This is a genomic window from Chryseobacterium sp. BGA-UO-ETr-SB22 (assembly GCF_059567885.1).
In genome coordinates this window covers 239,658-266,124 of the sequence record NZ_JCAQOV010000001.1, presented here as the reverse complement: position 1 = coordinate 266,124, position 26,467 = coordinate 239,658, and the positions used below count along the sequence as shown (strand labels likewise).

Annotated in this window: 26 protein-coding genes and 1 rRNA gene; 12 read left to right on the top strand and 15 right to left on the bottom strand. The window is 36.2% G+C overall.

Features of this window, described 5'->3' with window-relative positions; genetic code table 11:
• Positions 1-70 (top strand): 5S ribosomal RNA (gene rrf / locus AC57AW_RS01205); the annotation flags it as partial.
• A gap of 830 nt (positions 71-900) precedes the next feature.
• Here rrf and AC57AW_RS01200 read toward each other — a convergent pair.
• Entirely contained in the window at positions 901-1,062 is a 162-nt protein-coding gene (locus tag AC57AW_RS01200) for a bacteriocin-like protein (protein ID WP_167498881.1), read from the bottom strand.
• 226 nt (positions 1,063-1,288) lie between these two features.
• Here AC57AW_RS01200 and AC57AW_RS01195 point away from each other — a divergent pair, with 226 nt between their 5' ends.
• Entirely contained in the window at positions 1,289-1,561 is a 273-nt protein-coding gene (locus AC57AW_RS01195) for a bacteriocin-like protein (protein WP_496350534.1), read from the top strand.
• A gap of 61 nt (positions 1,562-1,622) precedes the next feature.
• On the opposite strand, the gene AC57AW_RS01190 is transcribed toward AC57AW_RS01195, so the two are convergent.
• A complete protein-coding gene (locus AC57AW_RS01190) occupies positions 1,623-2,573 on the bottom strand; it encodes an isopenicillin N synthase family dioxygenase (protein WP_496350533.1) in 951 nt (316 codons plus the stop codon).
• An 84-nt stretch (positions 2,574-2,657) separates the two neighbouring features.
• Here AC57AW_RS01190 and menD point away from each other — a divergent pair, with 84 nt between their 5' ends.
• Positions 2,658-4,328, top strand: coding sequence for a 2-succinyl-5-enolpyruvyl-6-hydroxy-3-cyclohexene-1-carboxylic-acid synthase (gene menD / locus AC57AW_RS01185; protein ID WP_318848527.1), 1,671 nt, complete (start codon positions 2,658-2,660; stop codon positions 4,326-4,328).
• Between the two features lie 2 nt (positions 4,329-4,330).
• Here menD and AC57AW_RS01180 read toward each other — a convergent pair whose 3' ends face one another.
• Positions 4,331-4,957, bottom strand: a complete 627-nt coding sequence (locus AC57AW_RS01180; RefSeq protein ID WP_496350532.1) for an aminotransferase class IV — start codon at positions 4,955-4,957, stop codon at positions 4,331-4,333.
• On the bottom strand, positions 4,941-5,918 hold the full coding sequence (locus AC57AW_RS01175; protein ID WP_496350531.1) for an aminodeoxychorismate synthase component I: 978 nt from the start codon (positions 5,916-5,918) through the stop codon (positions 4,941-4,943). Before AC57AW_RS01175 ends, AC57AW_RS01180 begins: the two co-directional genes overlap by 17 nt.
• 47 nt (positions 5,919-5,965) lie before the next feature.
• Between AC57AW_RS01175 and AC57AW_RS01170 the strand changes: the two genes are divergently transcribed.
• From AC57AW_RS01170 to AC57AW_RS01155, 4 genes are all read left to right on the top strand, one after another.
• On the top strand, positions 5,966-6,688 hold the full coding sequence (locus tag AC57AW_RS01170; RefSeq protein ID WP_318848524.1) for a hypothetical protein: 723 nt from the start codon (positions 5,966-5,968) through the stop codon (positions 6,686-6,688).
• Positions 6,689-6,760: 72 nt separating this feature from the next.
• Complete coding sequence (locus AC57AW_RS01165) at positions 6,761-7,489, top strand: beta-carotene 15,15'-monooxygenase (protein ID WP_496350530.1); 729 nt, start codon at positions 6,761-6,763, stop codon at positions 7,487-7,489.
• 14 nt (positions 7,490-7,503) lie between these two features.
• On the top strand, positions 7,504-8,583 hold the full coding sequence (locus AC57AW_RS01160; RefSeq protein ID WP_496350529.1) for an AI-2E family transporter: 1,080 nt from the start codon (positions 7,504-7,506) through the stop codon (positions 8,581-8,583).
• Between the two features lie 11 nt (positions 8,584-8,594).
• A complete protein-coding gene (locus AC57AW_RS01155) occupies positions 8,595-8,831 on the top strand; it encodes a DUF3820 family protein (RefSeq protein ID WP_496350528.1) in 237 nt (78 codons plus the stop codon).
• Positions 8,832-8,911: 80 nt separating this feature from the next.
• Here AC57AW_RS01155 and uvrB read toward each other — a convergent pair whose 3' ends face one another.
• The 3 genes from uvrB to AC57AW_RS01140 form a co-directional block, all read right to left on the bottom strand.
• Complete coding sequence (gene uvrB / locus AC57AW_RS01150) at positions 8,912-10,900, bottom strand: excinuclease ABC subunit UvrB (RefSeq protein WP_496350527.1); 1,989 nt, start codon at positions 10,898-10,900, stop codon at positions 8,912-8,914.
• A 146-nt stretch (positions 10,901-11,046) separates the two neighbouring features.
• The gene (locus AC57AW_RS01145; protein ID WP_496350526.1) at positions 11,047-12,837 is read right to left on the bottom strand and encodes a M56 family metallopeptidase; all 1,791 of its coding nucleotides are present in this window, start codon (positions 12,835-12,837) and stop codon (positions 11,047-11,049) included.
• A gap of 2 nt (positions 12,838-12,839) precedes the next feature.
• Positions 12,840-13,211 carry a BlaI/MecI/CopY family transcriptional regulator gene (locus tag AC57AW_RS01140; RefSeq protein WP_309436686.1) on the bottom strand — a complete coding sequence of 124 codons (372 nt, stop codon included), beginning with the start codon at positions 13,209-13,211 and terminating at the stop codon, positions 12,840-12,842.
• 106 nt (positions 13,212-13,317) lie between these two features.
• Here AC57AW_RS01140 and AC57AW_RS01135 point away from each other — a divergent pair, with 106 nt between their 5' ends.
• On the top strand, positions 13,318-14,535 hold the full coding sequence (locus AC57AW_RS01135; protein ID WP_496350525.1) for a PQQ-dependent sugar dehydrogenase: 1,218 nt from the start codon (positions 13,318-13,320) through the stop codon (positions 14,533-14,535).
• 41 nt (positions 14,536-14,576) lie between these two features.
• On the opposite strand, the gene AC57AW_RS01130 is transcribed toward AC57AW_RS01135, so the two are convergent.
• The 8 genes from AC57AW_RS01130 to AC57AW_RS01095 form a co-directional block, all read right to left on the bottom strand.
• A complete protein-coding gene (locus tag AC57AW_RS01130; RefSeq protein WP_496350524.1) occupies positions 14,577-17,003 on the bottom strand; it encodes a TonB-dependent receptor plug domain-containing protein in 2,427 nt (808 codons plus the stop codon).
• 162 nt (positions 17,004-17,165) lie between these two features.
• Positions 17,166-18,320 (bottom strand): pyridoxal phosphate-dependent aminotransferase, encoded by a 1,155-nt coding sequence (locus tag AC57AW_RS01125; RefSeq protein WP_496350523.1) that lies wholly within the window; start codon positions 18,318-18,320, stop codon positions 17,166-17,168.
• A gap of 2 nt (positions 18,321-18,322) precedes the next feature.
• Positions 18,323-19,486: an FAD-dependent monooxygenase gene (locus AC57AW_RS01120; protein WP_496350522.1), complete on the bottom strand. Its 1,164-nt coding sequence runs from the start codon at positions 19,484-19,486 to the stop codon at positions 18,323-18,325.
• Between the two features lie 248 nt (positions 19,487-19,734).
• Positions 19,735-21,111 (bottom strand): tryptophanase TnaA, encoded by a 1,377-nt coding sequence (gene tnaA / locus AC57AW_RS01115; protein ID WP_496350521.1) that lies wholly within the window; start codon positions 21,109-21,111, stop codon positions 19,735-19,737.
• Between the two features lie 92 nt (positions 21,112-21,203).
• Positions 21,204-21,821, bottom strand: coding sequence for a DUF502 domain-containing protein (locus AC57AW_RS01110; RefSeq protein WP_047377240.1), 618 nt, complete (start codon positions 21,819-21,821; stop codon positions 21,204-21,206).
• Positions 21,822-21,844: 23 nt separating this feature from the next.
• Positions 21,845-22,423, bottom strand: a complete 579-nt coding sequence (locus AC57AW_RS01105) for a MiaE family protein (protein WP_318848513.1) — start codon at positions 22,421-22,423, stop codon at positions 21,845-21,847.
• A 75-nt stretch (positions 22,424-22,498) separates the two neighbouring features.
• A complete protein-coding gene (locus AC57AW_RS01100; RefSeq protein ID WP_496350520.1) occupies positions 22,499-23,587 on the bottom strand; it encodes an acyltransferase family protein in 1,089 nt (362 codons plus the stop codon).
• Between the two features lie 221 nt (positions 23,588-23,808).
• A complete protein-coding gene (locus AC57AW_RS01095) occupies positions 23,809-24,696 on the bottom strand; it encodes a neutral zinc metallopeptidase (RefSeq protein ID WP_318848511.1) in 888 nt (295 codons plus the stop codon).
• Between the two features lie 184 nt (positions 24,697-24,880).
• Between AC57AW_RS01095 and rplU the strand changes: the two genes are divergently transcribed.
• The 4 genes from rplU to AC57AW_RS01075 all read left to right on the top strand — a co-directional run bounded on the left by rplU (position 24,881) and on the right by AC57AW_RS01075 (position 26,447).
• Positions 24,881-25,459 (top strand): 50S ribosomal protein L21, encoded by a 579-nt coding sequence (gene rplU / locus AC57AW_RS01090; protein ID WP_076597840.1) that lies wholly within the window; start codon positions 24,881-24,883, stop codon positions 25,457-25,459.
• Positions 25,460-25,471: 12 nt separating this feature from the next.
• Positions 25,472-25,729, top strand: a complete 258-nt coding sequence (gene rpmA / locus AC57AW_RS01085; protein WP_027372929.1) for a 50S ribosomal protein L27 — start codon at positions 25,472-25,474, stop codon at positions 25,727-25,729.
• 191 nt (positions 25,730-25,920) lie between these two features.
• On the top strand, positions 25,921-26,088 hold the full coding sequence (locus AC57AW_RS01080) for a bacteriocin-like protein (protein ID WP_496350519.1): 168 nt from the start codon (positions 25,921-25,923) through the stop codon (positions 26,086-26,088).
• A 185-nt stretch (positions 26,089-26,273) separates the two neighbouring features.
• Complete coding sequence (locus AC57AW_RS01075; protein ID WP_496350518.1) at positions 26,274-26,447, top strand: bacteriocin-like protein; 174 nt, start codon at positions 26,274-26,276, stop codon at positions 26,445-26,447.
• Positions 26,448-26,467: the final 20 nt, after the last annotated feature.

Genomic DNA, 26,467 nt, shown 5'->3' with positions numbered 1-26,467 from the left:
CCGAACACAGAAGTTAAGCCCACCAGCGCCGATGGTACTGCGAAAGCGGGAGAGTAGGCCGCCGCCAGTTTTTATTTTATTTTTAAAAAATCCTTTATCTTATGATAGAGGATTTTTTTTGGTTTATACCTATCTCAGCCGAAACCTAACAACCCAACCAAAGCACAACCATCAGTAATAAGCAATGAATAATAAGCAATGAGCAATCACAGTAATCATTAAGAATAATTATTCCTATTGTTACCAGTATCAAACGCTGCACTATTGACCACTGATCATTCATCGCTTATCAATCATCATTTATAACACATATCACTCCGTAGGAGTCTAAACAATACATTTTAAATTCTATTCTATCATCAAGTATATCTAAGATTATCAAATCACTTAAGTATTAAAAAACTCTGTAGTATTCCTTTGAATCCTTTATACTCTCATCAATGTGGCTGGATTCCTACGGAATGACATAATTGGGGATAGTAGATCTTAGAATGTAAATACTTATAACTACTAACCCCGCAACCTGGATCCCGAATCATTCATAACTTATAATTTATAATTCGTCTCCTTCCTAGCCCCGATAGTAATGGTTACCCCGCAACTTAAGTGGGAGTGCCGATGGGTTTGAGCGAAGGAAAGCCAGGTGTGAGGAGTATGAACGGATAGCGGGAGAAAGTTCTTCTTAGCAATGTTAATATACTCTCTACTTTAATACCAAGTAATACTTATTACTAGGAGTCATTATTTTAAGCTCAAAAAGCGTCTGTTTTTTATATAATGAATCTGTTTATAGAAATCGCATAAGAGCAGCTAAAACCTATCCTATTGTTAGCATAGAGAAAGAAAAAAACCGCTTCAACAAAGAAACGGTTTCCATTTATGGCATTTTGATTTTCAATCTTACATATCACTGTTGGTATCCGGACATTTGAAATCATCACTGCAGGTAGCGCAAACAATTACTCCACTGCAATAATACATACAGAAATCTGCTTCAGGAAGAGTAGCACCTCCGGAAATGTTTTTTAATTGGCCTTTTTGTAGTTTTTTTAGATTTTTCATATTGCTTTAATTAAAAATTTGTAGGTAAAGTAAAAATAGATAAAATATTTTAAATTAAACAAGATTTTATATTGAAAATTATAAAGTTTAATAAAAATAGTAGCCCTATCATACTGAACAAACTGAATTTGATTTAAATATTTGATTATTAATGAAATAAATGTTATTTTTAGACAAGCGTTATCCGAAAAGCTTATAGAGTAGGAAATACCAAAAATTAATAACTATGAAAAATCTAAAGAAACTTTCAAGAGACGACAAGAGAAGTATTGTTGCCGGAGTAAACTTCCCAGCATATTGTTTTGAAGGTGGAGGACCCGGGGAAGGAGGTTGCTCTGCCGGAGAGATCTGTTCGAATGGAAAATGTGTCCCTTATGGTGGAGACCCGGGAGGTGGAGAAAATCCTGGCGGTGGTGGTGATTCTTATACCTGTATTTGTCCGTGGGGAACTTTTACACAATCAACTCCATGTCCGGAATTTTATTGTATAACGGGATAAGATAAAAAGTAATGACTATTTAAATAATAACGGCTGTCTCAAAAGAGGCAGCCGTTTTATTTTATTTTTTAATCAATCCCAATTCGATCAATCTTTCATGCAGGAATTCTCCAGCAGTAGTATCTTCGTATAATTTTGGATTGTTTTCGTCTACACAATTCTCAAGTGCATTTAAAGACATGGCACTGATAGGATGCATAAAGAAAGGAATTGAATACCTTGAAGTACTCCACGACTTTCTTGGCGGGTTTACCACTCTGTGGATAGTAGATTTCAATTTGTTGTTGGTATGTCTTGAAAGCATATCTCCCACATTGATCATCAATTCATCCGGTTCTGCAATGGCATCAATCCATTCTCCGTTGTGGTTCTGAACCTGAAGACCTTTTCCTTGTGCTCCCATTAAAAGAGTAATAAGGTTGATATCTCCATGAGCTGCTGCTCTTACCGCATCATCCGGTTCCTCAGTGATTGGCGGATAATGAATAGGTCTTAAAATAGAATTTCCTTCTGCGATTTTGTCATCAAAATAAAATTCATTTAAACCAAGGTGCAATGCTAAAGCTCTCAGAACATACTGTCCCGTTTTCTCAAGCATCTGGAATGCCTCTTTACCTACTTCGTTAAATTTTGGAAGTTCATCAACGATTACATTGTCAGGATACTCAGTTTTGTATTTTGAATCATCAGACAAATATTGTCCAAAGTGCCAAAATTCTTTTAAGTCTCCTTTTTTGAAACCTTTTGCGGTTTCTTTACCGAATCCTACATACCCTCTCTGGCCGCCGATTCCTGGAATCTCATACTTCTGTTTGGTTTCCACTGGCTGTTCAAAAAAGTTTTTTACCTCTCCATACAAATCATCCACTAGGTTGTCATCAAGAAAGTGGCCTTTTAAGGCTACAAAACCAATTTCTTCATAAGCTTTTCCGATTTCATTTACAAATTTCTGTTTGCGTTCCGGGTTGTCCGAAAGGAAATCACGCAGGTCTACACTAGGTATTTTATCCATTTTTAGAAATTTACGAATAGCAAAATTACATTTTTTTTAAATTAAATGATTTTAAAATCATTATTTATAAGTTAAATTTGCTGTATGAAAAAATATTCTTCTAAGAGAAGTATCCAAATACTCGCACATCTTCTTCAACAGTACGGAATTGCTGATATTGTAATTTCTCCGGGGTCAAGAAATGCTCCTTTGGCCATTCATTTTTCAGAGATAGATAGTTTTAACTGCTACAGTATTGTAGACGAAAGAAGTGCTGCTTTTGTTGCTATGGGAATGGCGAAAAGCGATAAAAAGCCTGTAGCAATTACCTGTACCAGCGGATCAGCGGTTGTGAACTATTATCCTGCTGTTACTGAAGCTTTTTATCAGAATATTCCACTTTTGGTACTTACTGCTGACAGGCCGACTGATTTTGTTGATCTGTTTGATGGGCAGACGATAAGACAGAAGGATGTTTTTCATCAGCATTCCTATGGTGATTTCCAACTGTTGGAAGACAGCAAAGAACATGCGGAAGATATTAATTTTGATATCATTAAAAAAGCCATTGAACTTTGTTTTGAAAAGCAAGGTCCGGTACATATTAATATTCCTTTGGAAGAACCTTTGTATGAGCTTGTTTCAGAACTTCCTACTTTTCCTACGGTAGAAAAAACAATCAAGCACAAAGAGTATGAAATCCCTTCAAACTTGATTGCAGAGTGGCATACTTCACAAAGAATCATGCTTTTGGTAGGAACAAGAGATTACAGTCCTGAATTGGAAAATCAATTGACACAATTGGTGAAAAACCATTCTGTTATTGTTTTGTGTGAAGCTAATTCTAACTTACATCACGAGAAGTTTTTTAAACATATAGACCGTTATATATTTAATTTTACTGAAGAAGACTATAAAACCTATGCTCCTGATCTGTTGATTACAGTGGGGCAGAACGTAGTTTCTAAGAAAGTAAAACAGTTCCTGAGAAGTGCCCATCCAAAACAGCACTGGCATCTGGATGAAGTATGGCAGCCGGATACCTATTTCTCACTGACAGAAAAAATTGAAGTTAAGCCTGAGGTTTTCTTCTCAAAATTGCTGAAATTTATCAATTTGGAGCCTAGACCTTATTTTAATCTTTGGGACGTTTTAAGAGATAAAAAAGATGCTAAACACGAGCAGTTTTTGAATACGATTGATTTCTCAGATTTTTATTTCTTCAATAAGGCTTCGCAGACAATTCCTGAAAATTATAATATTCATTTCAGCAACTCTTCCGGGATCAGATATGCACAGCTGTTTGATTTTGGAAAGAGAAAAATGTACTGTAACAGAGGAACCAGTGGTATTGACGGATCTACTTCTACGGCAATGGGATTTGCTATCAAAAATGAAAATCCTACTTTGCTGATCACAGGAGATTTGAGTTTCTTTTATGATATCAATGGACTTTGGAATCAATATATTCCACCATTTGTAAGAATTATGATCTTCAATAACGGTGAAGGAAATATCTTTAAGATCATTCCGGGACCTGGAAATGCCAACCCGAATACATTAGACGAGTTTATTGCCACTAAGCACCGTAAGAATGCTGAGTCTCTTGCCAAGCACTTTGGGTTCTCCTACGTAAAAGTAGAGGATGAAATTACGCTTGACAGAGTTCTTGAGAATTTCTTCAAACCTGACGCACAGCCAAAAATCCTGGAAGTAAATACTCACGGGAAGAATAGCGCAGATGTACTGAAGTCTTATTTTGAATTTATGAAATAATCTTAAAGATCAAGATATTCTTCATTTCCCGGCAGATTGATAATTCTGTCGATAGGATAGATGAACATATCATCAAAATCATTCAACGCATTAATGATCTGGAAATGGGTGAATTGCTTTATATTTTGTAAAGTAATCTCCGTTTCTTTGATCTTTTTATGCTTTAAAAGATGCTGTCTTTGTACTCCGTTTAGCAGATAGGTAGCAGGAGTAAACCAGTCTTTTCCCTTTAAAAATAAAAGGTTGGAAAAAGAAGTATCTGTGATATGATTATTTTTAACGATGATGATTTCTTCTGCTTTGGACTTCATCTTCATTTTATCCAACTCTTTACGGTCTTCAAACTTGAATGAATAATCAAAGCTGTTATTTTCTACCAGTTTGAAATCCTGGATCTCAGGAATAGCGTAAGGAATCATCTGTGTCCTGATTCTTTTGTCGAGATCATAAGAAATTCTTAGCTTGAAAAGACCATCCTCATCATGCTGCAGATTTTTATAGATCTTGGCCAGATCAATGGAGTCTTCTTTTCCGAAATGGGAAAATGTTTGATTGACACGTTTCTGATGTAGATCCAATAGAAAAATCTCTTTATCTTCTACTTTAATGCTTTCAATGAATTGGGACATAGATTTTATTTTTCATTTCCTGATATTCGTCTTCTAATTTACTCATATGCGTTATACCGCCTCCGCTTTTGAAATAAAGTTGGTTTCCTTCTTTTTCTATAAAGCGGATCATCACACAGCTATCTACATTTTGGCCGTCAAACCATCCGCAAACGCCAGTGTAATATCCTCTGTCATACCCTTCTGCATCCAGAATTATTTCCAGTGTTTTAGGCTTTGGAGCTCCTAAAATAGAGCCTGCAGGAAGAAGCTTCTGCATCATACTTCCTACTTTCCCATCAAATTCAGGTTTTATCATACCTGAAATTTCAGAACTCATTGCATACAGATCCTTTTGCTGGGTTTTGATGAAATCAATATGCTGGAACTGGTCCACTTTTACATCATCAGCTACCATGCTCAGATCATTTCGGAGCAGATCCACTACGGTGTAATGTTCTGCTTTTTCCTTTTTATCATTCTTCAGTATTTCTGCCGCATTTTCAATAGAAGCATCAATAGTGCCTTTCATGGGATAGGTTAAAATTTTACCGTTAATGATCTTTACAAAAGTTTCAGGAGAAAAAAATACAAAAAAATCTTTATAAAAAACTTTATACTTTGCATTTGAATGATAAAAAATCTCTTCTAAGGTTAAATTGGTCTCTATTTTCGTTTTTCTAGTATAGTTTACTAAATAAGAGTTTCCCAGACGAATATTTTTCTGAACCTTGTCAAAACCTGTTTTAAAGCTTTCCAACGTTTCAGGAAATGATTTCCAGACTACTTTTTTATCTAGCTCGTGTGTTTCTTTTGCATTTGAAAACTCTTGAAAATCAATAATTAAACCTGATTTTTCAATTTCATGTTCCTGGTATATTTCGACACTCTCTGAGAGAAAGTCGATCACGAAAAAATAGGGAACCTTCTGAAGAGAAAGCTCGTCCATTTCCATAAATTTTTGATGATTCACTGAAAACATTCTGCAAAAATAATTATTGATGTTTACTTTTGCATAAATTTTTTACGATGCAGAACAAATATCCTCAGAAACCGGGACTAGATTTTATATTGAAGCAGGCTTTTTTTTATTGGAATAAAACACTGGTTTTTCAGTTGATGTTTTCCATCATCTTTTTTGGAATATTGCTTACCGCAGTTATGCTTTTTGGAGCGAAGTACAATGTTTTCTCTTACAACAAAGAATTGGAGGAAGCCTTTTTGCAGGGTACGAAGATGTATCTGAAAAAAATGGAAGAAATAGCGGCTACCGAAAACTATCAGATGTTTACTCTGGCTGTCATGGGAACGACAGCGTTTTTGTATCCGTTGAATCTTGGGATGTTTCAGATCTTCAGAAAAATTGATCTTAAAGAAAATATTGTAATCGGAGATCTGTTTGCAGGATACAACGGACTCAACTTTTTCAAATATGTAGGGTATTTCCTTTTCTGGTTCTTCATTTACAGATTTACAATTCCTACCGTAGTGCTGGCAGTGGCCTGGGTTGCTGTAACGCTATTTGTAGCGCCGCTTATGTTTTTTACGAACAAAAGGATATTCGAGGCCATTTCTCTGAATTTTAAAGCCCTTAAAATGTATTTTGTAGAAATAATGGTGTGCGTTATCGTTGCTTTTCTATTTAAGTACTTAGGTTTTGCTCTGTTTTTGATAGGAGGACTTTTCACATTTCCTTTTTGGAATGCTATGATTTATTCACTTTATAAAACGGTTTTTGCAGAGAAAAGTTAAAATTCATTCGTGTTTAATGTGATTTTTTACTAAAAAAAACTAAATTTGGTAAAATCATTAAATATTTAAACTATGTCTGAATTTAACGAATTTGATCAGCAAGGCTCTGTGCCAAACAGAGATACGGGGTCTATTATTTCTCATGCTTTTGAAATGTACAAAGGCGTTTTCGGTTACGGAATCGTAGCTATGATTATTTATATGGCCGGAGGGTATCTTATTCAGATACTTACAGGATTTAATTCTGCTTCTTTAGCGGAAGAGATGAAATCTTCAGGAGGTGACTTTAATTATTGGAGTGCTCCGGGGCTACCTTTATATATGGGGGCTTCCAGTCTTTTCGGTCTTTTATTGTCTCCTTTGTATGTAGGATTGATCTACATGGTGAATAAATATAATACGAAAAGTCCTATTGAGTTTTCTGATCTTTTCATCGGATACCGTCAGAATTTTGTAAATATATTGATCTACAGTCTTCTTTCAGGGATTATTTCTTCAGTTGCTCTTGCTTTGTGTGTTCTGCCTATTATTTTTGTATATCCCTTCCTTTTATTAGGGTATCCTATTCTGTTGTTTGAAAATGCTTCAGCTACAGATGCTTTAGGTAAATCTTTCAATATTGCTAAAGAAAACTATGGAATTTTCTTATTAACCGGATTTTTAGGATTTCTGATCTCTATTGCAGGGGTTATTCTTTGCGGAATAGGAGTTATCTTAACCGCTCCGTTTATTATGATCGTAATGTACTCTACGTATTGTGCTTTCTTAGGAAAACCAAGACAAATTATGTTCAGTAAATAAAAATATAAAAATACATGATGAATAAGGACAAACAAATAAGCAGTGTTGCGATAAAGCAGATGTCGTTGCTGGCCATTATTGTGGTGCTGGCAGGGTTGATCTGTTTTAATCTGGCATTGTTTATACCCTCAGTTCTGGGGGCAATTACCATTTATGTAGTCTGTAGAAAATATAACTTTTATTTGCAGGAAGAGAAAAAATGGAAATCATCACTTGCTGCTTTAGCATTAATGTTTGCGAGTCTTATTGTTCTTATTCTTCCAATCTATTTTATTGCCGATCTGATTATTGATAAACTCGGAAATGCGCAGGCTTATATGGCCAAGTTCAATATTTTCCTGGACAAAATACATTCTTACATATTTTCGAAAACAGGATTTGATATTCTGAGCAAAGAAAATATGGCGAAACTGAAAGATTCTGTAGGGAAGATTTCAACATCCGCACTCAGTGGTACTTTCAATACGCTTACCGTAGTGATGTCCATGTATTTTATTCTCTATTTTATGCTGGAGAAGCCAAGGCTCTTTGAAAAGATTCTTACTTCTTCTGCTCCGTTGAAGAGATCCAACATTTCTTTGATAGGCGATAAAATGAGAAAACTGATTATGGCCAATGCTATCGGAATCCCGGTTGTAGCAGTAGGACAGGGGATTGTGGCTCTTATAGGATATCTTATATTTGGGGCACCGGGCGCTGTATTGCTTTTTGCATTAACGGCTGCCGCTTCAGTGATTCCTGTTGTAGGAACTGCCCTTGTATATGCTCCGGTGTGTATCTTTATGATTGCTGAAGGAAATACGGTGCAGGGAGTCGGTTTAGCGATCTATTGTGTTGTAGTGGTAGGTCTTACTGATAATCTTCTTCGTTTTACCCTTTTAAAAAAACTGGAAAACATCCACCCATTGAATACGGTATTTGGAATTATCATGGGAATGAATCTTTTTGGCTTCATGGGGCTTATTTTCGGGCCTATTCTGATCTCACTGACCCTTCTTCTGGTTCAGGTGTACAGAAATGAATTTTCGGATGAAGAAACTCCTCCGGATCTTGAACTGCCTGGGCAGGATGATATTAAAGAAAAATTAATTTAATTATATACAACGTGGAAGGACTCAATCCCGAAATACTAAAAGAAATCTGTGTAATGAAGATGCCGTTCGGTAAGTACGAAGGTACGGTTCTGATTGATCTTCCGGTCAGCTACCTGGAATGGTTCAACAAAAACGGAATGCCAAAGGGAAAACTGGGAATGCAGCTTTCAACAGTTTACGAGATCAAATTAAACGGTCTGATGGATCTTTTGACTCCTATCAGAGCCGCGGTAAGAAATGGATTATAAAGATTAAAATATTTCAATCTCAGTATAAAGCTCCGGCGGCATCTTTGATGCCGCCGAAACTATTTTATAAATCAGTCTTATTAAGCTTTCAAAGCTGCAATTTCATCTCTCAGCTTGGCTGCTTTTATAAAGTCAAGGTTTTTTGCTGCAGCTTCCATTTCTTTCTGCTTCTGAGTAATCATTTTCTCTATATCTTCACTTGCATAGGTAGCTTTTGTTTCTGCCACCTTTTGCATTATTTCCTTTTGGGTATATTTCTCATCAGGGAAGTCTTTGCTTCTTCCGACAAGGTTTTCAGAAATCTTTTTATTTAATGCTGTTGGCTTCAGACCATGATCGTCATTGTACTGCATTTGTTTAGAACGACGGTATTCAGTTTCATCCAGGGTGGCCTGCATAGATTTGGTGATTTTATCAGCATACATGATTGCTTTTCCGTTCACATTTCTTGCGGCACGCCCCACAGTTTGAATCATCGATCTTCTACTTCTCAGCATTCCTTCTTTATCCGCATCCAGAATAGCAACCAACGAAACCTCGGGTAAATCCAGTCCTTCTCGCAATAAATTGACTCCGATAAGCACATCAAAAAGCCCTAAACGGAGATCCTGCATAATCTGAATACGTTCCAGCGTTTCAACATCAGAGTGAATATATCGGGTTCTGATTCCAAATTTGATGAAGTATTTCGTAAGCTCTTCCGCCATTTTCTTCGTTAAAGTGGTTACCAGTACTCTTTCATCAACGTCAGATCTTTTATGGATTTCCTCCATCAGGTCATCAATCTGGTTCAAGGAAGGTCTTACTTCGATAATAGGGTCTAGAAGTCCTGTAGGACGGATAATCTGCTCTATATAAGCTCCTCCGGTTCTCTCAAGTTCATAATCTGCAGGAGTTGCAGATACGTAGATGACCTGGTTTTGTATGGCTTCAAATTCCTCAAACTTCAGTGGTCTGTTATCCATAGCTGCAGGAAGTCTGAATCCATATTCTACCAATGCTTCTTTTCGGCTTCGGTCACCTCCATACATTGCATGAACCTGTGGAACAGTTACGTGGCTTTCGTCAATAACCATCAAAAAGTCTTTAGGGAAATAATCAATCAGGCAGAAAGGTCTTGTTCCCGGAAGACGACCGTCCAGATATCTCGAATAGTTTTCAATTCCTGAGCAATAACCCAGTTCTTTAATCATTTCAAGATCCAACTCTGTTCTTTCCTGAAGTCGCTTAGCCTCTAATGGTTTTCCAACAGAGCTGAAGAAATCAACCTGTTTTACCATATCATCCTGAATGTCTTTAATGGCACCGTTTAAGGTTTCTTTTGACGTTACAAAAAGATTGGCCGGATAGATTTGAATCTGCTCAAAAGTAGATTCTACATTTCCTGTAACAGGATCAAAGCTTTGGATCTTTTCAATTTCATCTCCAAAAAACTGAATTCTGATTGCGTTATCAGTATATGCAGGAAACACATCAATCACATCCCCTTTTACACGGAATGTACCTCTTTGAAATTCATTTAATGTTCTGGAATATAATGCATTAACTAGTGAGTGGAGAAGTGCTGTTCTTGTCACTTTTTCACCAATCGCTATAGAGATTAAGGATTTGTGGAATTCTGTCGGGTTTCCGATACCGTAAATACACGATACAGATGCCACAATCAAAACATCCCTTCTTCCCGAAAGAAGACTGGCAGTCGCAGAAAGACGTAGTTTTTCAACCTCTTCATTGATACTCAGATCTTTTTCAATATAAGTTCCTGTTGTGGCAATGTAAGCCTCAGGCTGGTAATAATCATAATAGCTGACAAAATATTCCACGGCATTTTCCGGAAAAAATTCCTTAAACTCCATGAAGAGCTGTGCTGCCAATGTTTTATTGTGTGCCAATACTAAAGTAGGACGCTGTACATTGTGTACAACATTCGCAACGGTAAAGGTTTTTCCGGATCCGGTTACCCCAAGAAGTGTCTGATATTTCTCCCCGATTTCTATTCCTTCGGTAAGTTTTTCAATTGCTTTAGGCTGGTCTCCTGTAGGTTTATATTCTGATTGAAGCTTAAACATAGAAAAGAATGTATACAACAAAAATACGAAAGAAATTTTTAGACAGGATAATGTTTTGAAGATGAATATTTTGATAATAAAATTTTAACAGTCTCAACAGGAATAATTGAAAAAATAAAAAGCGCTAAAAATTAGCGCTTTCAATATTAAGGTTTTGTAAAAGTCATTGTTGCGGGGACTTTTAGCACAGAAGCAATGGGGTTCCCATCTTTCGTAGCTGGTTTCCAGACTGTGTTATTACTTATTTCAGTGACTGTCTTAAGAAGTTCACGGTTTAGGATTTCATTATCTCCCGAAGTGGTTACCTGTGTTGTTTTTCCTGTCTCATCGATGTGAATATAGGCAGTTGATGTTATGGTACCATACTTAGGTTCAAAGTTACTGGTATCAATACCCTTATTTATTTGCATTCTAAAACTTTTATCCCCATCAACGTATTGTGCCGGAAGCTCATTAGTATTTTGTGGAGTATTGGTGGCTGTATTTGTGTTTTTACCCTGATTATTTTCGTTTATGCTATTTATCCTTGGAACGATTGTATCTGAAACGGCTTTTAAATCTTGCCTTTTGAATCCCATTATGACAGAAGATTTTCCTTCTTGTCTGGCCTTTTCAAAATATGGCGGAGTCATTAAAGTAACCTGATAAGGCTGAGGATTTTGTGCTGTTCTGGCATTCGGATAAATTTTACTGATATAAACATTTGAAAAATCCGTTTTTTTATAGTTTTTCAAAATGTTGTTTTCAATTTTTTTTGAATCAATCCAGACTGCGTAGTCTTTTTTATTTAAAAATGATTTCAACTCACTCTCTGTTGGAATTCTTTTTTTCAATTCAGGTAACGCAAAGAATGTGATCTTCTGTTCATTTTTCTGGGTTTCATTCAGTAGAGGATAGAGTTCTTCCAGTCTTTTTTTATCACTTTCTGAGACCTTTTTTGAAAATTCAGCATATTTTCCATCATTCAGCAAATCTGCATACTTAGCCAATATGTCCTTGAATTCCTGATAAGAATCCTGGCTATTAGTTTGAGTAGAAGTTTCCGCTATTTTTTCAGCCATCTGAATACTGGCCGGGTTGCCTGCATACGTTCTTTCAGAAAGTAAAACTGCGGCAGCAATTAGTGTGGTGATTCCAGCTGTTTTTCTTAACAGGCTGAATTTCGATTTTTTTGTTTTCATCATAATAAATCTTTTTTTGGTGTTATTAAAATTAAATGAATGGGTCAAAGGAGGATTTTGGTGGCTAAGAATTTCTTCAAGAATAAGGTTTTGGTATTCTTTAATATTATAATTCTTTTTCAGTACCGCTTCATCTGCTAAAAACTCGTGATTCGTGATCACTGCTTTTTTGTATAAGAAAAGAACAGGATTGAACCAGGTGAAAATCTTTAAAAGATTCAGTATTACTAAATCTACACTGTGTTTCTGATCAATATGAGCCTTTTCATGCAGGAAAATCCTTTGGTCAATTCTATTATTTTCCATGTAATTTTTCCCCATATATATCGTATTCCAGAAGCTGAACGGAGAGAGACTTTCGCCTGTTAATATGATATTGTAATGCTCGTAAATACTTTTTTCCCCTCTAATTCTTCTAACAGCGAAGAGAGCTAAAAGACTTTTCATGAGTAGAAAAAGTGTGATTACAGCATACACTCCCCACACAATATTCATCCAGTTGAAACTTTCCTGTTCCGGCTGAATGAAAATCATTTGCTGAGCCGTTTCTTCAATCATCATTTGAGTTGGAGGCTCTATTTTAGCTTCAGGTCTTTGTATCGTAATATTGATAAATGGAATGATATAAGAAAGCAGTATACCACTTAATAAATACCATCTGTTGAATCTGTACATTCTTTCTTTTTCAAGGAAGAGATAATAAATGGCAATGAAAATAGAAGAACATATAATTATTTTCAGAACAATGGCTGCCATATCTATTCTTTTATCTGTTCATCAATGATATCACGGAGTTCTTTCAATTGCTTTTGACTAAGCTTTGCATTTGATGTAAAAAAGGAAGCAAACTGTGTTACTGAGCTGTTGAAAAAACGATCAATCATGGAAGACATTTCTTCCTTGAAATATTCCCCTTTTTCTATTTTTGGATAGTATTCACGGGAATTTCCATACACTTTATAACCTACAAGTTCTTTGTTCTGCATTCTTTTAAGCAAAGTTGCAATAGTGGTTGCAGCTGGCTTAGGATCCGGGTAGGTTTCCAGAATATCCTTCATGAAAATTTTTTTCTTCTCCCAAAGGATTTCCATGAGAATTTTTTCAGAATCTGTTAATTTAATCTCTTTCATTCTACAATGTTGTAATTTGTTCTACAAATGTAGAATAAAAAATCAAACCAACAAATTTTATGGCATTATTTTTCCATTCATTATACAATCACCTAATCATAATACTATGAAAATCAATCAATTTTATATCCCTGTAGTAAGCCTTTTTCTTATTTTGTCATCGTGCAAAGAAAATCATGCAAATGCTCAGAAGACAGGAAATGATGGAAGTGTAGAGACAGACAAACCTAATTCTGACTACAAACCGGCATTCAAAGGGCAGACAAGAATTAAGGCCGTAAAGAGTACAACAGCTTATAATATAGAGATTCTGAATAAAGATTTAGGAAGGCCCTGGGGGATTATTAATTTACCTGATGGGAAATTTCTGGTTACGGATAAGAATGGTCACATGAATGTTGTTTCAACCGATGGAAAGCAAGTCTCAAAAATAGAAGGCTTTCCAAAAGTGGATTCAAAAGGGCAGGGAGGAATGCTTGATGTAGCTCTTGATCCTGATTTTACCGGCAACAATATTATTTACTTCAGTTTTTCAGAACCGTTTGGAAAAGGGAACTTAACTTCTGTAGCGAAAGGTAGGCTGTCTGCAGATCTCAAAAATATCTCAGACGTACAAGTTATTTTCCGTGCCGAACCTTCTTATGACGGAGATAAACATTATGGAAGCCGTCTGGCTTTTGATAAAGATGGTCATTTATTTGTGAGTACAGGAGAAAGATCAGATAAAGTAACCCGAGTCTATGCACAGAAAACGGATAATTATCTGGGGAAAATTCTGAAAATTACAAAAGATGGCAAGCCTGCTCCGGGAAATCCTTTTATCGGAAAGCAAGGCTATAAACCTGAAATTTATGCTTATGGCGTGCGTAACCCGCAAGGAATGGCAATTGATCCCAATGGTAATCTTTGGGATGTGGAAATGGGACCGAGAGGTGGAGATGAGATCAACCTGATTCAACCCGGAAAAAATTACGGATGGGGAGATGTGACGTATGGAATTGAATATTCAGGAGACAAAGTAGGACAGGGAATCACCCAAAGAGAAGGAACTGAGCAACCCGTCTATTACTGGGATCCTGTGATTTCTCCAAGCGGAATTACTTTTTATACAGGAAATATTGAGGAGTGGAAAGGAAACCTGATGATTGGATGTTTAAGTGGCGAGCATATTGACAGAATTGTCATGAAAGATAATAAAGTGATCGGTGAAGAACGTCTTCTGGCAGATCAGAAAGAACGTTTCCGCGATGTATTGAACGGAATGGATGGAAATCTTTATGCGGTAACCGACAGTGGCAAATTGTATAAGATTTCAAAAAAATAAAATAAAAAACTCCTGGAAATTTTCAGGAGTTTTATTTTCGATTAAAACTTAAAGTTAAGTCTGGCAAAAACCTGTCTTCCGGCAAATCCCATCTGAACAGGATCAAAAATACCTCCGCCTTCAGTATTTCCATCACTTACATGAGTGGTTTGCAGCGTAGGATATCTGTTGAATAAATTTTTACTCCCCAGGGTCAGATTTAAATTCTTACAAAATTCATAACCAAAAGAAAGATCGGTAGTTACTTTCGGATTATAGACCTGTTCTGCACCATCATACCCAATCAGTGTTGCTTTGTCAAACCTTACCAACTGCAGATTCGCATTGAATTTGTTGATCTTATAATTGAGGTTCAAATTGACTTTTGTTTTTGGGGCAGAAGCCAGGATAAAAGCCTTTTCTCTCTCGCTCAGGTAAATATCTTCTTTTCCTGCAAGCTGTTCTGAAGTATTTACTTTGGTGATTTCCATATCATTATAGTTTCCAGCTAAGGTAGCGGTCAGTTTCCCGGAACCAAGGTTTTCACTATAGCTTAAGATAAGATCAACCCCTTTCGTGCGGGTATCAATCGCATTAGAAAAGAACTGTACCTGGTCAATAAATGGATTATCTGCCTGAACATCTGCCGGCAGGTCTGCCTGTGCAAAATATCCGGTAAGAACAATTCTGTTTTTTACCTGAATATAATATCCATCCACTGTCGCCGTGAATTTTCCTGTGTTGAAAGTAAATCCGGCACTTCCGTTCACAGAGGTTTCCTGTTTCAATTGAGGAATTCCAAGGCTGCCTGCAATTTTACTATCATTAGAAGCTAGCTGAATAGTAACTAATTGGCCACCCTGGAAGTTCGTAAACTGCTGGCTGTAGTATTTCTGAGCCAGAGAAGGTGCTCTGAATCCGGTAGAAACGGAACCACGGAAAGCAAACTGTGGAGTGATCGCGTATCTTGTCGCGAATTTTCCATTTAAAGTACTTCCGAAATCATTATAATTTTCAAATCTTCCGGCAACACTTACCATCCAGTTTTTTGTAATATCAAGCTCAGTGTCTACATAGGCCGCAAAGTTATTTCTGCTTTTGCCAATATCTGTAGAATATCCTGGGAATCCCTGAGAGCCACCTGGTCTTACATTACCACTTAAAGGATTGGTGACAAGAAGGTTTTGGGGAGTACTGGCAGTTACAGGATTTCCATTGATATCATACATGGCATAAGAAGCTTCTTCTCCTTTGATGATATCAAATTTTTCATACCTGAATTCAGATCCAAAAGCGATATTCAGTCCTTCAAGTACTTTGAACTGTTTCACGGCATTAAAACCTGTTGTATTCTGTAACAATGAATGTCCTCCTGCATTAAAGCTTGTAGGTGATTTGATACCCAAAGTGGCATTAATTGTATTGTCTATCTGATAGGTAAATCTGTTGTTGCCAAAAGCATTATAAAAATCTACGTCCCATCCGGCAACCTTAAACTTCAGGCCGTTGTCAAATGTAAAATCTGTAATACTTGTATTTTCAATCGGATTGAATCCTGTAGGATAAACTTCAGGAATATTTCCGTCTGCATCTGCTGATCTGGTCCATGCGTAAGCCTTGGTATTTCTGTGGGAGAAACCTTGACGGGAATAGAATTTCAGACCATCAGATAAAGGGAGTTCAATATTTCCGAAAAAATAAATATTTTGTGCCTTTGCATCCCCGAAGCGCTGTCTCGGAGCAGTATATAAGTCAGGATTTGCATTTCGTATCGCATAATCTTTGTTCATAAACTCTACTGTAAAGTTTCCAAAACCTCCTTTGGACCCTATTTTGGTTCCTAAATTTCCACTGAAATCAAAGGTGGTGCCGTCTATTTTATGATCTGAGACCACATCATTATTTCCGGGACTTTTGAAAAGGTTCATCCCTGTGAATAGATTCCCTTCAAAACCTTTATCACGGTCATTCAAAATAACATTGATTACCCCTGCAATAGCATCAGATCCATATTGAGCTGAAGCTCCGTCACGAAGGACTTCCACTCTCTTTATGGCGCCAATCGGAATGGTATTCATATCATATCCAGTGTTTCCTCTTCCTTTGGTTCCGAAAAGGTTGATCAATGAAGATTGATGATATCTTTTTCCATTCAAAAGGAGTAAAGTCTGATCCGGCCCCAAACCTCTTAAAGTGGCAGGATCTACTGCATCAGCACCGTCAGACCCTGATTGCTTGTTGGAGTTGAAAGAGGGTGCAGAAAACTGTAAAAGCTGGTTAATTTCTACCTGCCCTGTTGACTGGCTTACCTGTTTAATGTCAATAATATCAATAGGAACAGGCGTATTTACTACGGTTCTTTTTTTATTCCGGCTTCCGGTGATGGCTACTTCGTCAATCTTTGATTCTTTCAGGGTATCCTTTATTTGCTGGGCATAGGATAGGGTAGAAACTCCAAGAAAAATAACGCTGATGTATTTTATTTTCATATAGATAATTTTGAGTGGTGATTTAATCAAAATTATCAATATTTATTTTTAAATCCATACTAAAATTAAATATTTAATATGGATGTCTTAATTTAATAATGATTTGCGGTAATTTAAGAAAAATAGTAACTTTTTATTTGATTTTAATGAAAATTTTTAATGTTAAAAGCTGGTAATGATTCTGTTAATTCCTTCTTCTAAAATTTCCCGGGAGGTGGAAAAACAAATTCTGATATGTCCTTCCGCTCCTTTTCCAAACCATCTTTCTGATCCGGGAACAATGGCAACCTTTCCCTGCTTTAAAACATGTTGGGCAAACTGATCGCTGGACATTCCGTTTTCGATTTTTGGAAAGAGTACAAAAGTGGCCTCAGGCAGATTGGGAGTTACAATTTCTGAGCGGCTTAATAATGTAAAAGCAAGGTCTCTATTGCTCTGTAAATGAGCTAAAAATTCTTTATACCAAGGTTTTGCTTTCTCAAGCGCTACGGTTCCGGCAATCTGGGACAAAGTAGAAACCCCTTCTATTGTAGAGTTGAAATTGGATTTTTCAGTAAAATCTTCAATAATGTCCAGGTCATTACACAATACAGCCCCAATTCTCAGTCCTGCAATTCCAAATGATTTTGAAAACCCGTAAACAGTAAAGCTTTTTCTCTTTGCTTTCTCAGAAACGGAAGAATACGTATGAAAGCTCTTGTTGTCATAAATAATATCACTCCAGATTTCATCACTCATCACCCAAAGATCATGAGCTGAAGCAATTTCTGCTATTTTTATTAAAACTTCTTTAGAATACACTTTCCCCAATGGATTGTGCGGATTGCAGATGCTGATAAGTTTGGTTTTAGGATTGATTAAAGAAACCAGCTTTTCAAAATCAATGTCTCCCGTTGTTGTATCTACAGGGCAAAGCATTACTTTTCCACCAGCTGTTTCTACTGATTTTTTGAATAGAAAATCCACAGGGTCCAGAATAATTGCTTCATCACCAGGATTCAGAACATAAGATGCGATTAGAAACATCCCTTGGGCAGCGCTGTTGACAGCCAATACATTTTCAGGAGAAAAACTTCCGTGTTTCTCATTAAAATGATCTGCCACACTTTTTTTGAATTCCGGAAGACCAGAAAACGGTCCGTAGCTTAGATAGCCGTCTTTCAGGTATTCAATAATTCCCTGTTCTATTTCAGGAGCTGTCCTGAAGTCGGGATCTGCAGCGGTAAGGGGTATAATTCCTTCTTCAAGGGTTGCCCATCTTCCGTTGTAGGCTTTTCTTTTCAGGGCTTCAAAATTGATATCGTTATTGCTGAACATATTTATTTATAGGATATGGGTAAAATATTTTCTGATTGTTGACTGAGAGGGAGAAGGAACTGATTGAGCAATGTTCTTCCGTTGTTGATATGAACCTCAATTTCAGGCTTCCTCTGGTTTTCATATTTTCTGAAGGCTTCTGTTTTATTTTGCTCTTCAACTAAATATTTCGTTAATGTAAAAGAGTCTTTCAATGCTGAGGTTACTCCCTGGCTCGTAAACGGGATTAATGGATGGGCTGCATCTCCGATGAATACAATGTTATCTTTATAAAAAGGATTCAGTTTTTCCAGTTCATAAACATTCCATAAATGTACATTTTTATAATTTGATTTCTGTATGATTTCAGGGACTAAAGGATGCCAGTTTTCAAAAACTTCAAGCATATATTTCCTTAAGTTCTCAGCAGAACATTCATTGATCATGTATTTTTCATTATCAAACTGTGAATACCAAAGAATGGTGTCAGCAGAAAGTTTAAGAATTCCAAAAGTAAGTCCGCCTTCATCATGATGGAATTTTATAAAATCATTTTCAATAGAATCCGCAATTTCCTTATCCTGAATGATATTAACCACTTCGCTTTCTCTGACCAGCTTCATGGTTTCATCTTTAAAAAGGCTGCTTCTGATGCGGCTTTTAGACCCATCAGAAATAACAGCAATGTCTGCCTCAATATCTGTTCCGTCCGAAAGTTTCAGTTTTCCATTCTGCTTATCATTAGGGATGATGGTTTGTTCATAGGTTATTCTTTCAGGAGAAATATTTTGGGACAACAGATCTATTAATGAATGTCTTGAAATAGCAAAAACATTGTTCAGTTGCTTCTCTGCAAGTACTTTTCCTGTATGAGAGTATTGTATATATTTTGTTAAAAAGTTTCCTTGCTGAAGAAGAAGATCAGGATTAAGGATCTGGTAAAGGTATTCCATGCCTTCCTGTGGAATGAGAAAACCATGACCTGCCAGATCTTTCTTTTTTCTTCTTTCATAAATGTGATAATCAATCTTGTATTTTTCTAAGTAATTCGCCATGCTTAAGCCGGAGATACCGGCGCCCACGACAGCAATTTTCTTCATTTTCGGAATAACGGATTTTTCAGGTTGGTTCTCAAGTATTTTTACATCTGTTTCATCAGATGGATACAAAATTAAAATTAAAAACATTCACTATTTCAAAAAATGGGTTAATTTGATTTTTGTTTTCTGAAAAATAAAATAGAAAGCATAATGTATTATTATGTGATAAATAAATATGCTTGATTTATATTTATCTATAAATTTAAATATCTGATTGATTTTAAATGAGTTGTGTTTGGTTTTTTTGAATATATAAGAAATAAGGTTATCCTTGTAATAGGAAACTTTTGAACGTTAATGCAAAAAAAAACCGGAAAAAAATTCCGGTTTTATGATTAAGCTTTTTCAAGCTGAACGGTAAAGTGTCTTAAGATTTCCGGTTCCCAGGTGATCTTGTATCCTTTTGCTATTTCGTCACGTCTTTCATAAACGTTCTTGATCGCAGCAGCAATATAATCCATGTGGTTATTGGTATAGGTTCTTCTAGGAATTGCCAGACGTACCAATTCTAACTTCGGATAACGGTTTTCTCTTGTTGCAGGATCTCTGTCGGCCAATAATGTCCCGATTTCTACAGTTCTGATCCCTGCTTCTTTATAAATTTCAAGTCCTAATGTCTGTGCCGGATATTCTTCACGGGAAACATTCGGAAGGAAGTTTAAAGAATCAATGAATACTGCATGTCCTCCGATTGGTTTCTGAACCGGGATTCCGTATTCAATCAGTTTATTACCCAGATATTCAACCTGAGAAATTCTGCTTTCAAGATAAGCAAACTCAGTAGCTTCATCAAGACCTACAGCTAATGCAGCCATATCTCTTCCAGCCATTCCTCCGTAGGTAATAAATCCTTCGTAGATAATCGTAAAGTTGGATGCTTTTCTGAAAATATCTTCATTATTCAAAGCAATGAATCCTCCGATATTTACTAAACCATCTTTTTTAGAACTCATTGTCATCCCATCTCCGTAAGAGAAAATTTCCTTACAGATTTCTTTAATGCTTCTGTTTTCCTGTCCTGCTTCTCTTTTTTTGATGAAGTAAGCATTCTCTGCAAATCTCGCAGAATCAAAGAATACAGGAATTCCATATTGGTCAGAAAGTGCTTTTACAGCTTTCATATTTTCCAAAGAAACGGGCTGCCCTCCTGAAGAGTTACAAGTAATCGTAATTAGGCAGAAAGGGATGCTTTCTTTCGGATGGCTTTTATAAACGTCTTCCAGTTTTTCAAGGTTGATGTTTCCTTTGAAAGGGTGAAGATCATTAATGTCAAAAGCTTCATCTATTGTACAGTCGATAGCATGTGCCTTTCTGATTTCGATATGTCCTTTTGTAGTGTCAAAATGAGAGTTTCCGGGAACTACATCACCTTCTTTTACCAATACCGAGAAAAGAACATTTTCCGCAGCTCTTCCCTGGTGTGTTGGTAATAAATATTTAAATCCTGTAATTGTTTCAACAGTTTTCTGTAATTGTTCAAAAGAACGGGATCCGGCGTAGCTTTCATCTCCTGTCATCAAAGCAGACCATTGTCTATCAGACATTGCTCCGGTTCCTGAATCGGTAAGCAGGTCAATATAGACATGTGAAGATCTTAAATTGAAAAGGTTATAATTAGCTTCTTTAAGCCATTGCTCTCTTTCTTCTCTGGTGGATTGATAGATTTCTTCCACCATTTTAATGCGGAAAGGCTCCGCGTACGGTAAATTCATGAGTTAAATTATGTTTTAAATTGTTTGTAAAGAAAATGTGCTTGAAAATAATTTTCAAAATTCATCAATGTATAAATAAGACGGAAAAAGGATTATTCCGGAGCCTTAAATATATTTTCATCAGAATGGAATCCGGCTACACCGCCACTCACTGCGAACTTCATTGCAGAAGCCGCTGTCATTCCCACTACAGGTTTGATGTTTTTTTCTTCAGTAACAATTACCCAGCCCGAGATGGCGTACGAGTGGGGAAGGTATACCGCAACGTAATTATGCTTGTCAACGTCCGACATTTCTTTTTGGGTTAAAAAGCCGATTCTCCAGATTTCCGGATTTTCATTGGTTTTTACCCATACAGGATCGTTGAATTTTTTCTTGTCACCTACGAATGAAGACATCACGTCTTTCGTAGGAGTGTAAATATGTTTTACTCCCGGAGTTTTCTCCAGTAAGCTGTCCATGGTATCGAAAAAGAATCTTCCGACCACGAATTTATTTCCCAGATATCCTAAAATAGCAGTGAATAATATGATTGATACAAAAACAAGCCCAGGAATCTGCTTGGCAAGTGAAGGAACAAGATTGTCAATTGCACTTACAATATACCAGATTACAAAAATAGTAAGCCCGATAGGACCAATAATAACCAGTCCCTGAAAAAAGTTTTTCAGGAATAAATTGGCGATATTTTCAAAGCTTGGCTTCTTCAATGTATATTCTTTACTATTTTATTTTAACCGTGGATGGATTCTTTATTTCCGTAGGATTTAATAATCTTGGCTTCATATTCCAGCCATTCTTCCCAACGTTGGTTTACCTTTTCGATATCACCCAACTGTCTTGCGAAACCAATGAAAGTGGTATAGTGATTAGCTTCTGAGATCATTAATTCTTTATAAAAAGTTTTAAGCTCTTCATCCTTAATGTTTTCGGTAAGAACTTTGAATCTTTCACAGCTTCTTGCTTCAATCATCGCTGCGAAAAGCAGTTTGTCAACAATCAGATCTTCTCTGCTTCCCTGAACAACAAACTTAGCCAGTTCATTGACGTAATCATCTTTTCTGGCTTTTCCGAAAACAAATCCCCTTTTTTTGATAATTTCGTGAACCTGGCTGAAATGGTCAAGCTCTTCCTGCGCAATGGCAATAAGTTCTGTGACGATTTCCGGATGTTCGGGGAGCATATTGATTAAACTGATGGCATTTGTTGTGGCTTTCTGTTCGCACCACGCATGATCCGTTAAAATTTCTCCTATGTTTCCTTCTGCAATATTTGCCCACCTTGGATCGGTAGGAAGTTTCAACTTAAACATGTTTTGAATTTTTTGTAAAATTAAAATAAATTGCGATAATAAAGATTATTTTATTTCAAATTGGCTGCTAATCTGTTAAGATGCTGTTTTTTTTCTTAAAAACTCTAAGATTTGCCATCCCAGAGCATCCACTTTTTTTAATCCTGCAGCTATAATGAAAGCAAGAATAATATTTAGGATATAAATGAAGAGCATCAGAATCCACCATGGCATATTCTCTTTCAAAGGAACCACCAGGAAATAAACCAGTGATGAGCTGATTCCTTGTGCAAAGTAGAAGAAAATGGCATTCTTTCCGATATGGGTGATAAGGCTTTCTTTTGTGATCTTCAATCGGTTATAGAAAACAAATAATGTTACCAGAGAGAACAATGCCCAGATGATATAAGGAATCTTGGGTGGAAATTTATTTTTATTGATCTTATAAAAAATGTCACCGCCATAATACCAGAACATCCATATAAGAGCTGCTCCAACAAGTGCATATAGTACAGGAATTGCTTTGGAAGGGATTTTTTTTCCACGCATTTTGTTTCCGATTAAAAAGACAGCAAGGTAAAAAGCGACATATCCCACCTGTCCTGTTGGGTAATACTCCGGGAAGATGTTGAATAATAATGTTAAAGCAATGCAGAGTCCAATGAACCAGTTGATGTGCTTTGGGAAAAATCTCAGAATAAGAACACCGAAAACAGTGAGAACATAATAAACTTTAAGATACCAGAAACTTCCCATAACGACTGGAAATGTATCAGCATTGGTATATTGATGAAGATACCAGTTCCCCAGGTTTTCCCATTGAGGAGTTGTTGAAATGCTGATAGCAGAATATTTAGATCCAAATGTGGAATAAAAACTTTGGAGCCATTCCATCGAAAAGAAACTTAATCCAAATACTTTAAAAAAGTAATCTAAAAAGAACAGCAGGGTTACGAAGATCATATAGGTGATCTGCAGCTTCAGGAGACGGTATAATGTTTTTTCAATATTAGCTCCTGATGTAATGCCGCTGAGTGCATAAAAGAGGGCTACATCAAAAACGAGAGAGAAGACCCTTACTTCTGCGGGAATATAAAACTGTCCAGACCAGAAAGCTGTATGGATAAATATGATGGAAAGTGTTGCCAGCCCTTTGGCGAAATCAATATAGAGATCTCTGTTCATTATAGATTGCTTGGAAGTTCTTATTGTTATTTGTTTTACTTATAAGTCCAAAAATGAATGTTTAAAAAGAAATAAAAAATATCTCAACAGATCATTCAATTTTTTTCAAAAATACAAACAAAATGATTTTATAAGCTAGAAAAAGGTTGCTTAAAACAAAAAAGGGGCGGAACATACTGTCCGCCTCCTTTCTTAAATATGCTAAAAATGAATGTTCTCGTTTATTTAAGGTTTTTAAACTCTTCTGCAGAAATTTCTCCAGACTGAATTTTTTTCAGCTCATCAATGTATTGACTCATGTAGGCATCAATTTCAGGATTCACTGTGTTTTTTGCCATCTTATAAGTTCCGTTCAAAACTCCCTGATAATAATAGAAGAAGTTATAATCGAAATTGGATGCATTAAGATCATATTGTCCTAACAGGAATCCTAAACGTACTGCTGATCTTCTCTGTGCAGGTGTTCCGTGGTGTCCAGGGCTGTTAGTCTGATAATCTCCAATGCTTTGTGCAAACTCGTACGCCGCTGCAATTTCCGGGAAGCTTGTTTTATTGTACCCGTTAGGTCTTCTCAAATAGTATCCTGCAAAACCATCAGCTTCCAGCTCGTTTGGTCTGGCAGTATTTTCGTTCACAGAAGGAAGTCCAAAAATGTACTGCAGCTGGTGTCCATACTCATGAGCAAGGATCATTGCATTTACGATGTCACCTCCTTTTGCTTTTGCATCATAATAGATCGCATATCCGTAATAGATCTTTCCTGTAGAGTAGGAAATCGCATTATACGTTGAGTTGAAATTGGATGCATCATTCACAAATCTCAAAGTAGGATTACTTCTTCCCCATAAACTTGCAATTTTAGTCATTTGTGAATTCATAAAATTGGTGTCCGTCGCGTTCTGAAGTCCAGTTACTAAAACAGAATTGTTACTCCAGTTGTTGTCAACATAGTAACAGATTTTTTCAAGATCTCCGGGCTGATCAATTTTTGCACTCAGTGCATCTTGTTGAGGTTGAACATTATTGTCCATTTGGTCATCACTACATGCTGTCAATGATGCAACAGCAATTGCGCCTGCTACTAAGCAGAGATTAAAGTTTCTTTTCATATATAAATTCAATTTGGTAAAACGAAGGTATGAAATTATCTCTTAAGTGTGAGTACTTTATTGTTAAAAATTATTCAAAGCATAGTGAATAGAATTTATATTAAAAAAACATTGCTTTGATTGTAAGGTAATTAGAATTTTATTTGTATATTTGCACCTCGAAATAACTAAAAATTTATAAACAATGTTTGCAATTGTAGAAATAGCAGGGCTTCAATACAAAGTTGAGCAAGACCAGAAGTTGTTTGTAAACCGTTTAAAAGGAGATAAAGGAGGAAAAGTTTCTTTCGATAAAGTTCTTCTTACTGTAAACGGAGCAATCACTGTAGGCGCCCCAGCTGTAAATGGAATCACTGTAGAAGCAGAGATCCTTGACCACGTAAAAGCTGATAAAGTAATCGTTTTCAAAAAGAAAAGAAGAAAAGGTTACAAAGTTAAAAACGGTCACAGACAATCTTTAACTCAAATCGTAATCACTGGTATTACTGGTTTTGAAGGAGGAGCTAAAAAAGCTGCTGCTAAAAAAGAAACTGTGAAAGGTGAAGTTCTTTCTGACAACGCAACTGTTAACTTTGGTGAAGATCACGAATTGAACTATCACTTAAAGAAAAACAACTTGTCTCAGTCTAAAGAGAACAGAGAAACTTTAATTACTTTAGGTAAAGCAGTTAAAGTGGAATTAGAAAAGAATATTCTTACTCATGAAGAAGTAGATGCTGCTATCATTAAGAATATCGATCAATTTAAAGCACTTAATAAATAATCCAGTAATAAAATGGCACACAAGAAAGGAGTCGGTAGTTCCAAGAACGGTAGAGAGTCTCACTCTAAAAGATTAGGTGTGAAGATTTTCGGAGGACAAGCAGCTATTGCCGGAAATATTATTGTTAGACAAAGAGGTACTCAACACCACCCAGGTGATAACGTGGGAATCGGTAAAGATCACACTTTGTTTGCATTAGTAGATGGTAAAGTAGTTTTCAGAAAGAAAGCAAACAACAGATCTTTTGTATCTGTAGAACCAAACGCATAATTTTTACGCGTTTTATAAAAATTAAAGCCTCAGCATTTGCTGAGGCTTTTTTTGCTCTATTAATTATAACATTGTTTTCAATATATTCAATTGTTTGTGAAATATTTTTATATTTGTTAACTACTCAGTTATGAGTCAGTTGCGAAGACCGAAAAGCATAAAGAGTAGGTGTACATTAAAACAAAATAGCTATGAAAAATCTAAAGAAATTAACCAAGAAGTGTTTAAAAGAAATAACCGGAGGAGTGGCGGCAGTCTGTCCTTCTATGTTTCAGTCCTGTGATGAATGGTGCAGATGGTCACCATGGCAAAAATCTCACTGTATGCTTTCTCAGCCATGTTCAGAATGTTTTGAATAATTCTTTTTTTTTAGGATTTTGTTGAGCTGAACCTTTAAATTGGAATCACTTTTATATTAAGTTAAAAAACTTAAATAATATCCTATAGTAGTGAAATAATTATATATTTGTCCGTAATCAAATAAAAATCATTGCGGAAGCCGAAAAGCAGAGAGAGTAGGCAACAAATAAAACTAATTATAATCATGAAAAATTTAAGAAAACTAACAAAGAAGAACCTAAGAGAAATTAATGGAGGTGGAACTTTAGCGCTATGCCCGCCAAAACCTATCAGATCATGTGATATCTGGTGTGGAATGACGCCGGAGCAGAAAATGCGCTGTCTGCTTGATGTAGAAGAGCCTTGTGAGTGCTTTTAATTACTTTATATAAAGTTGAA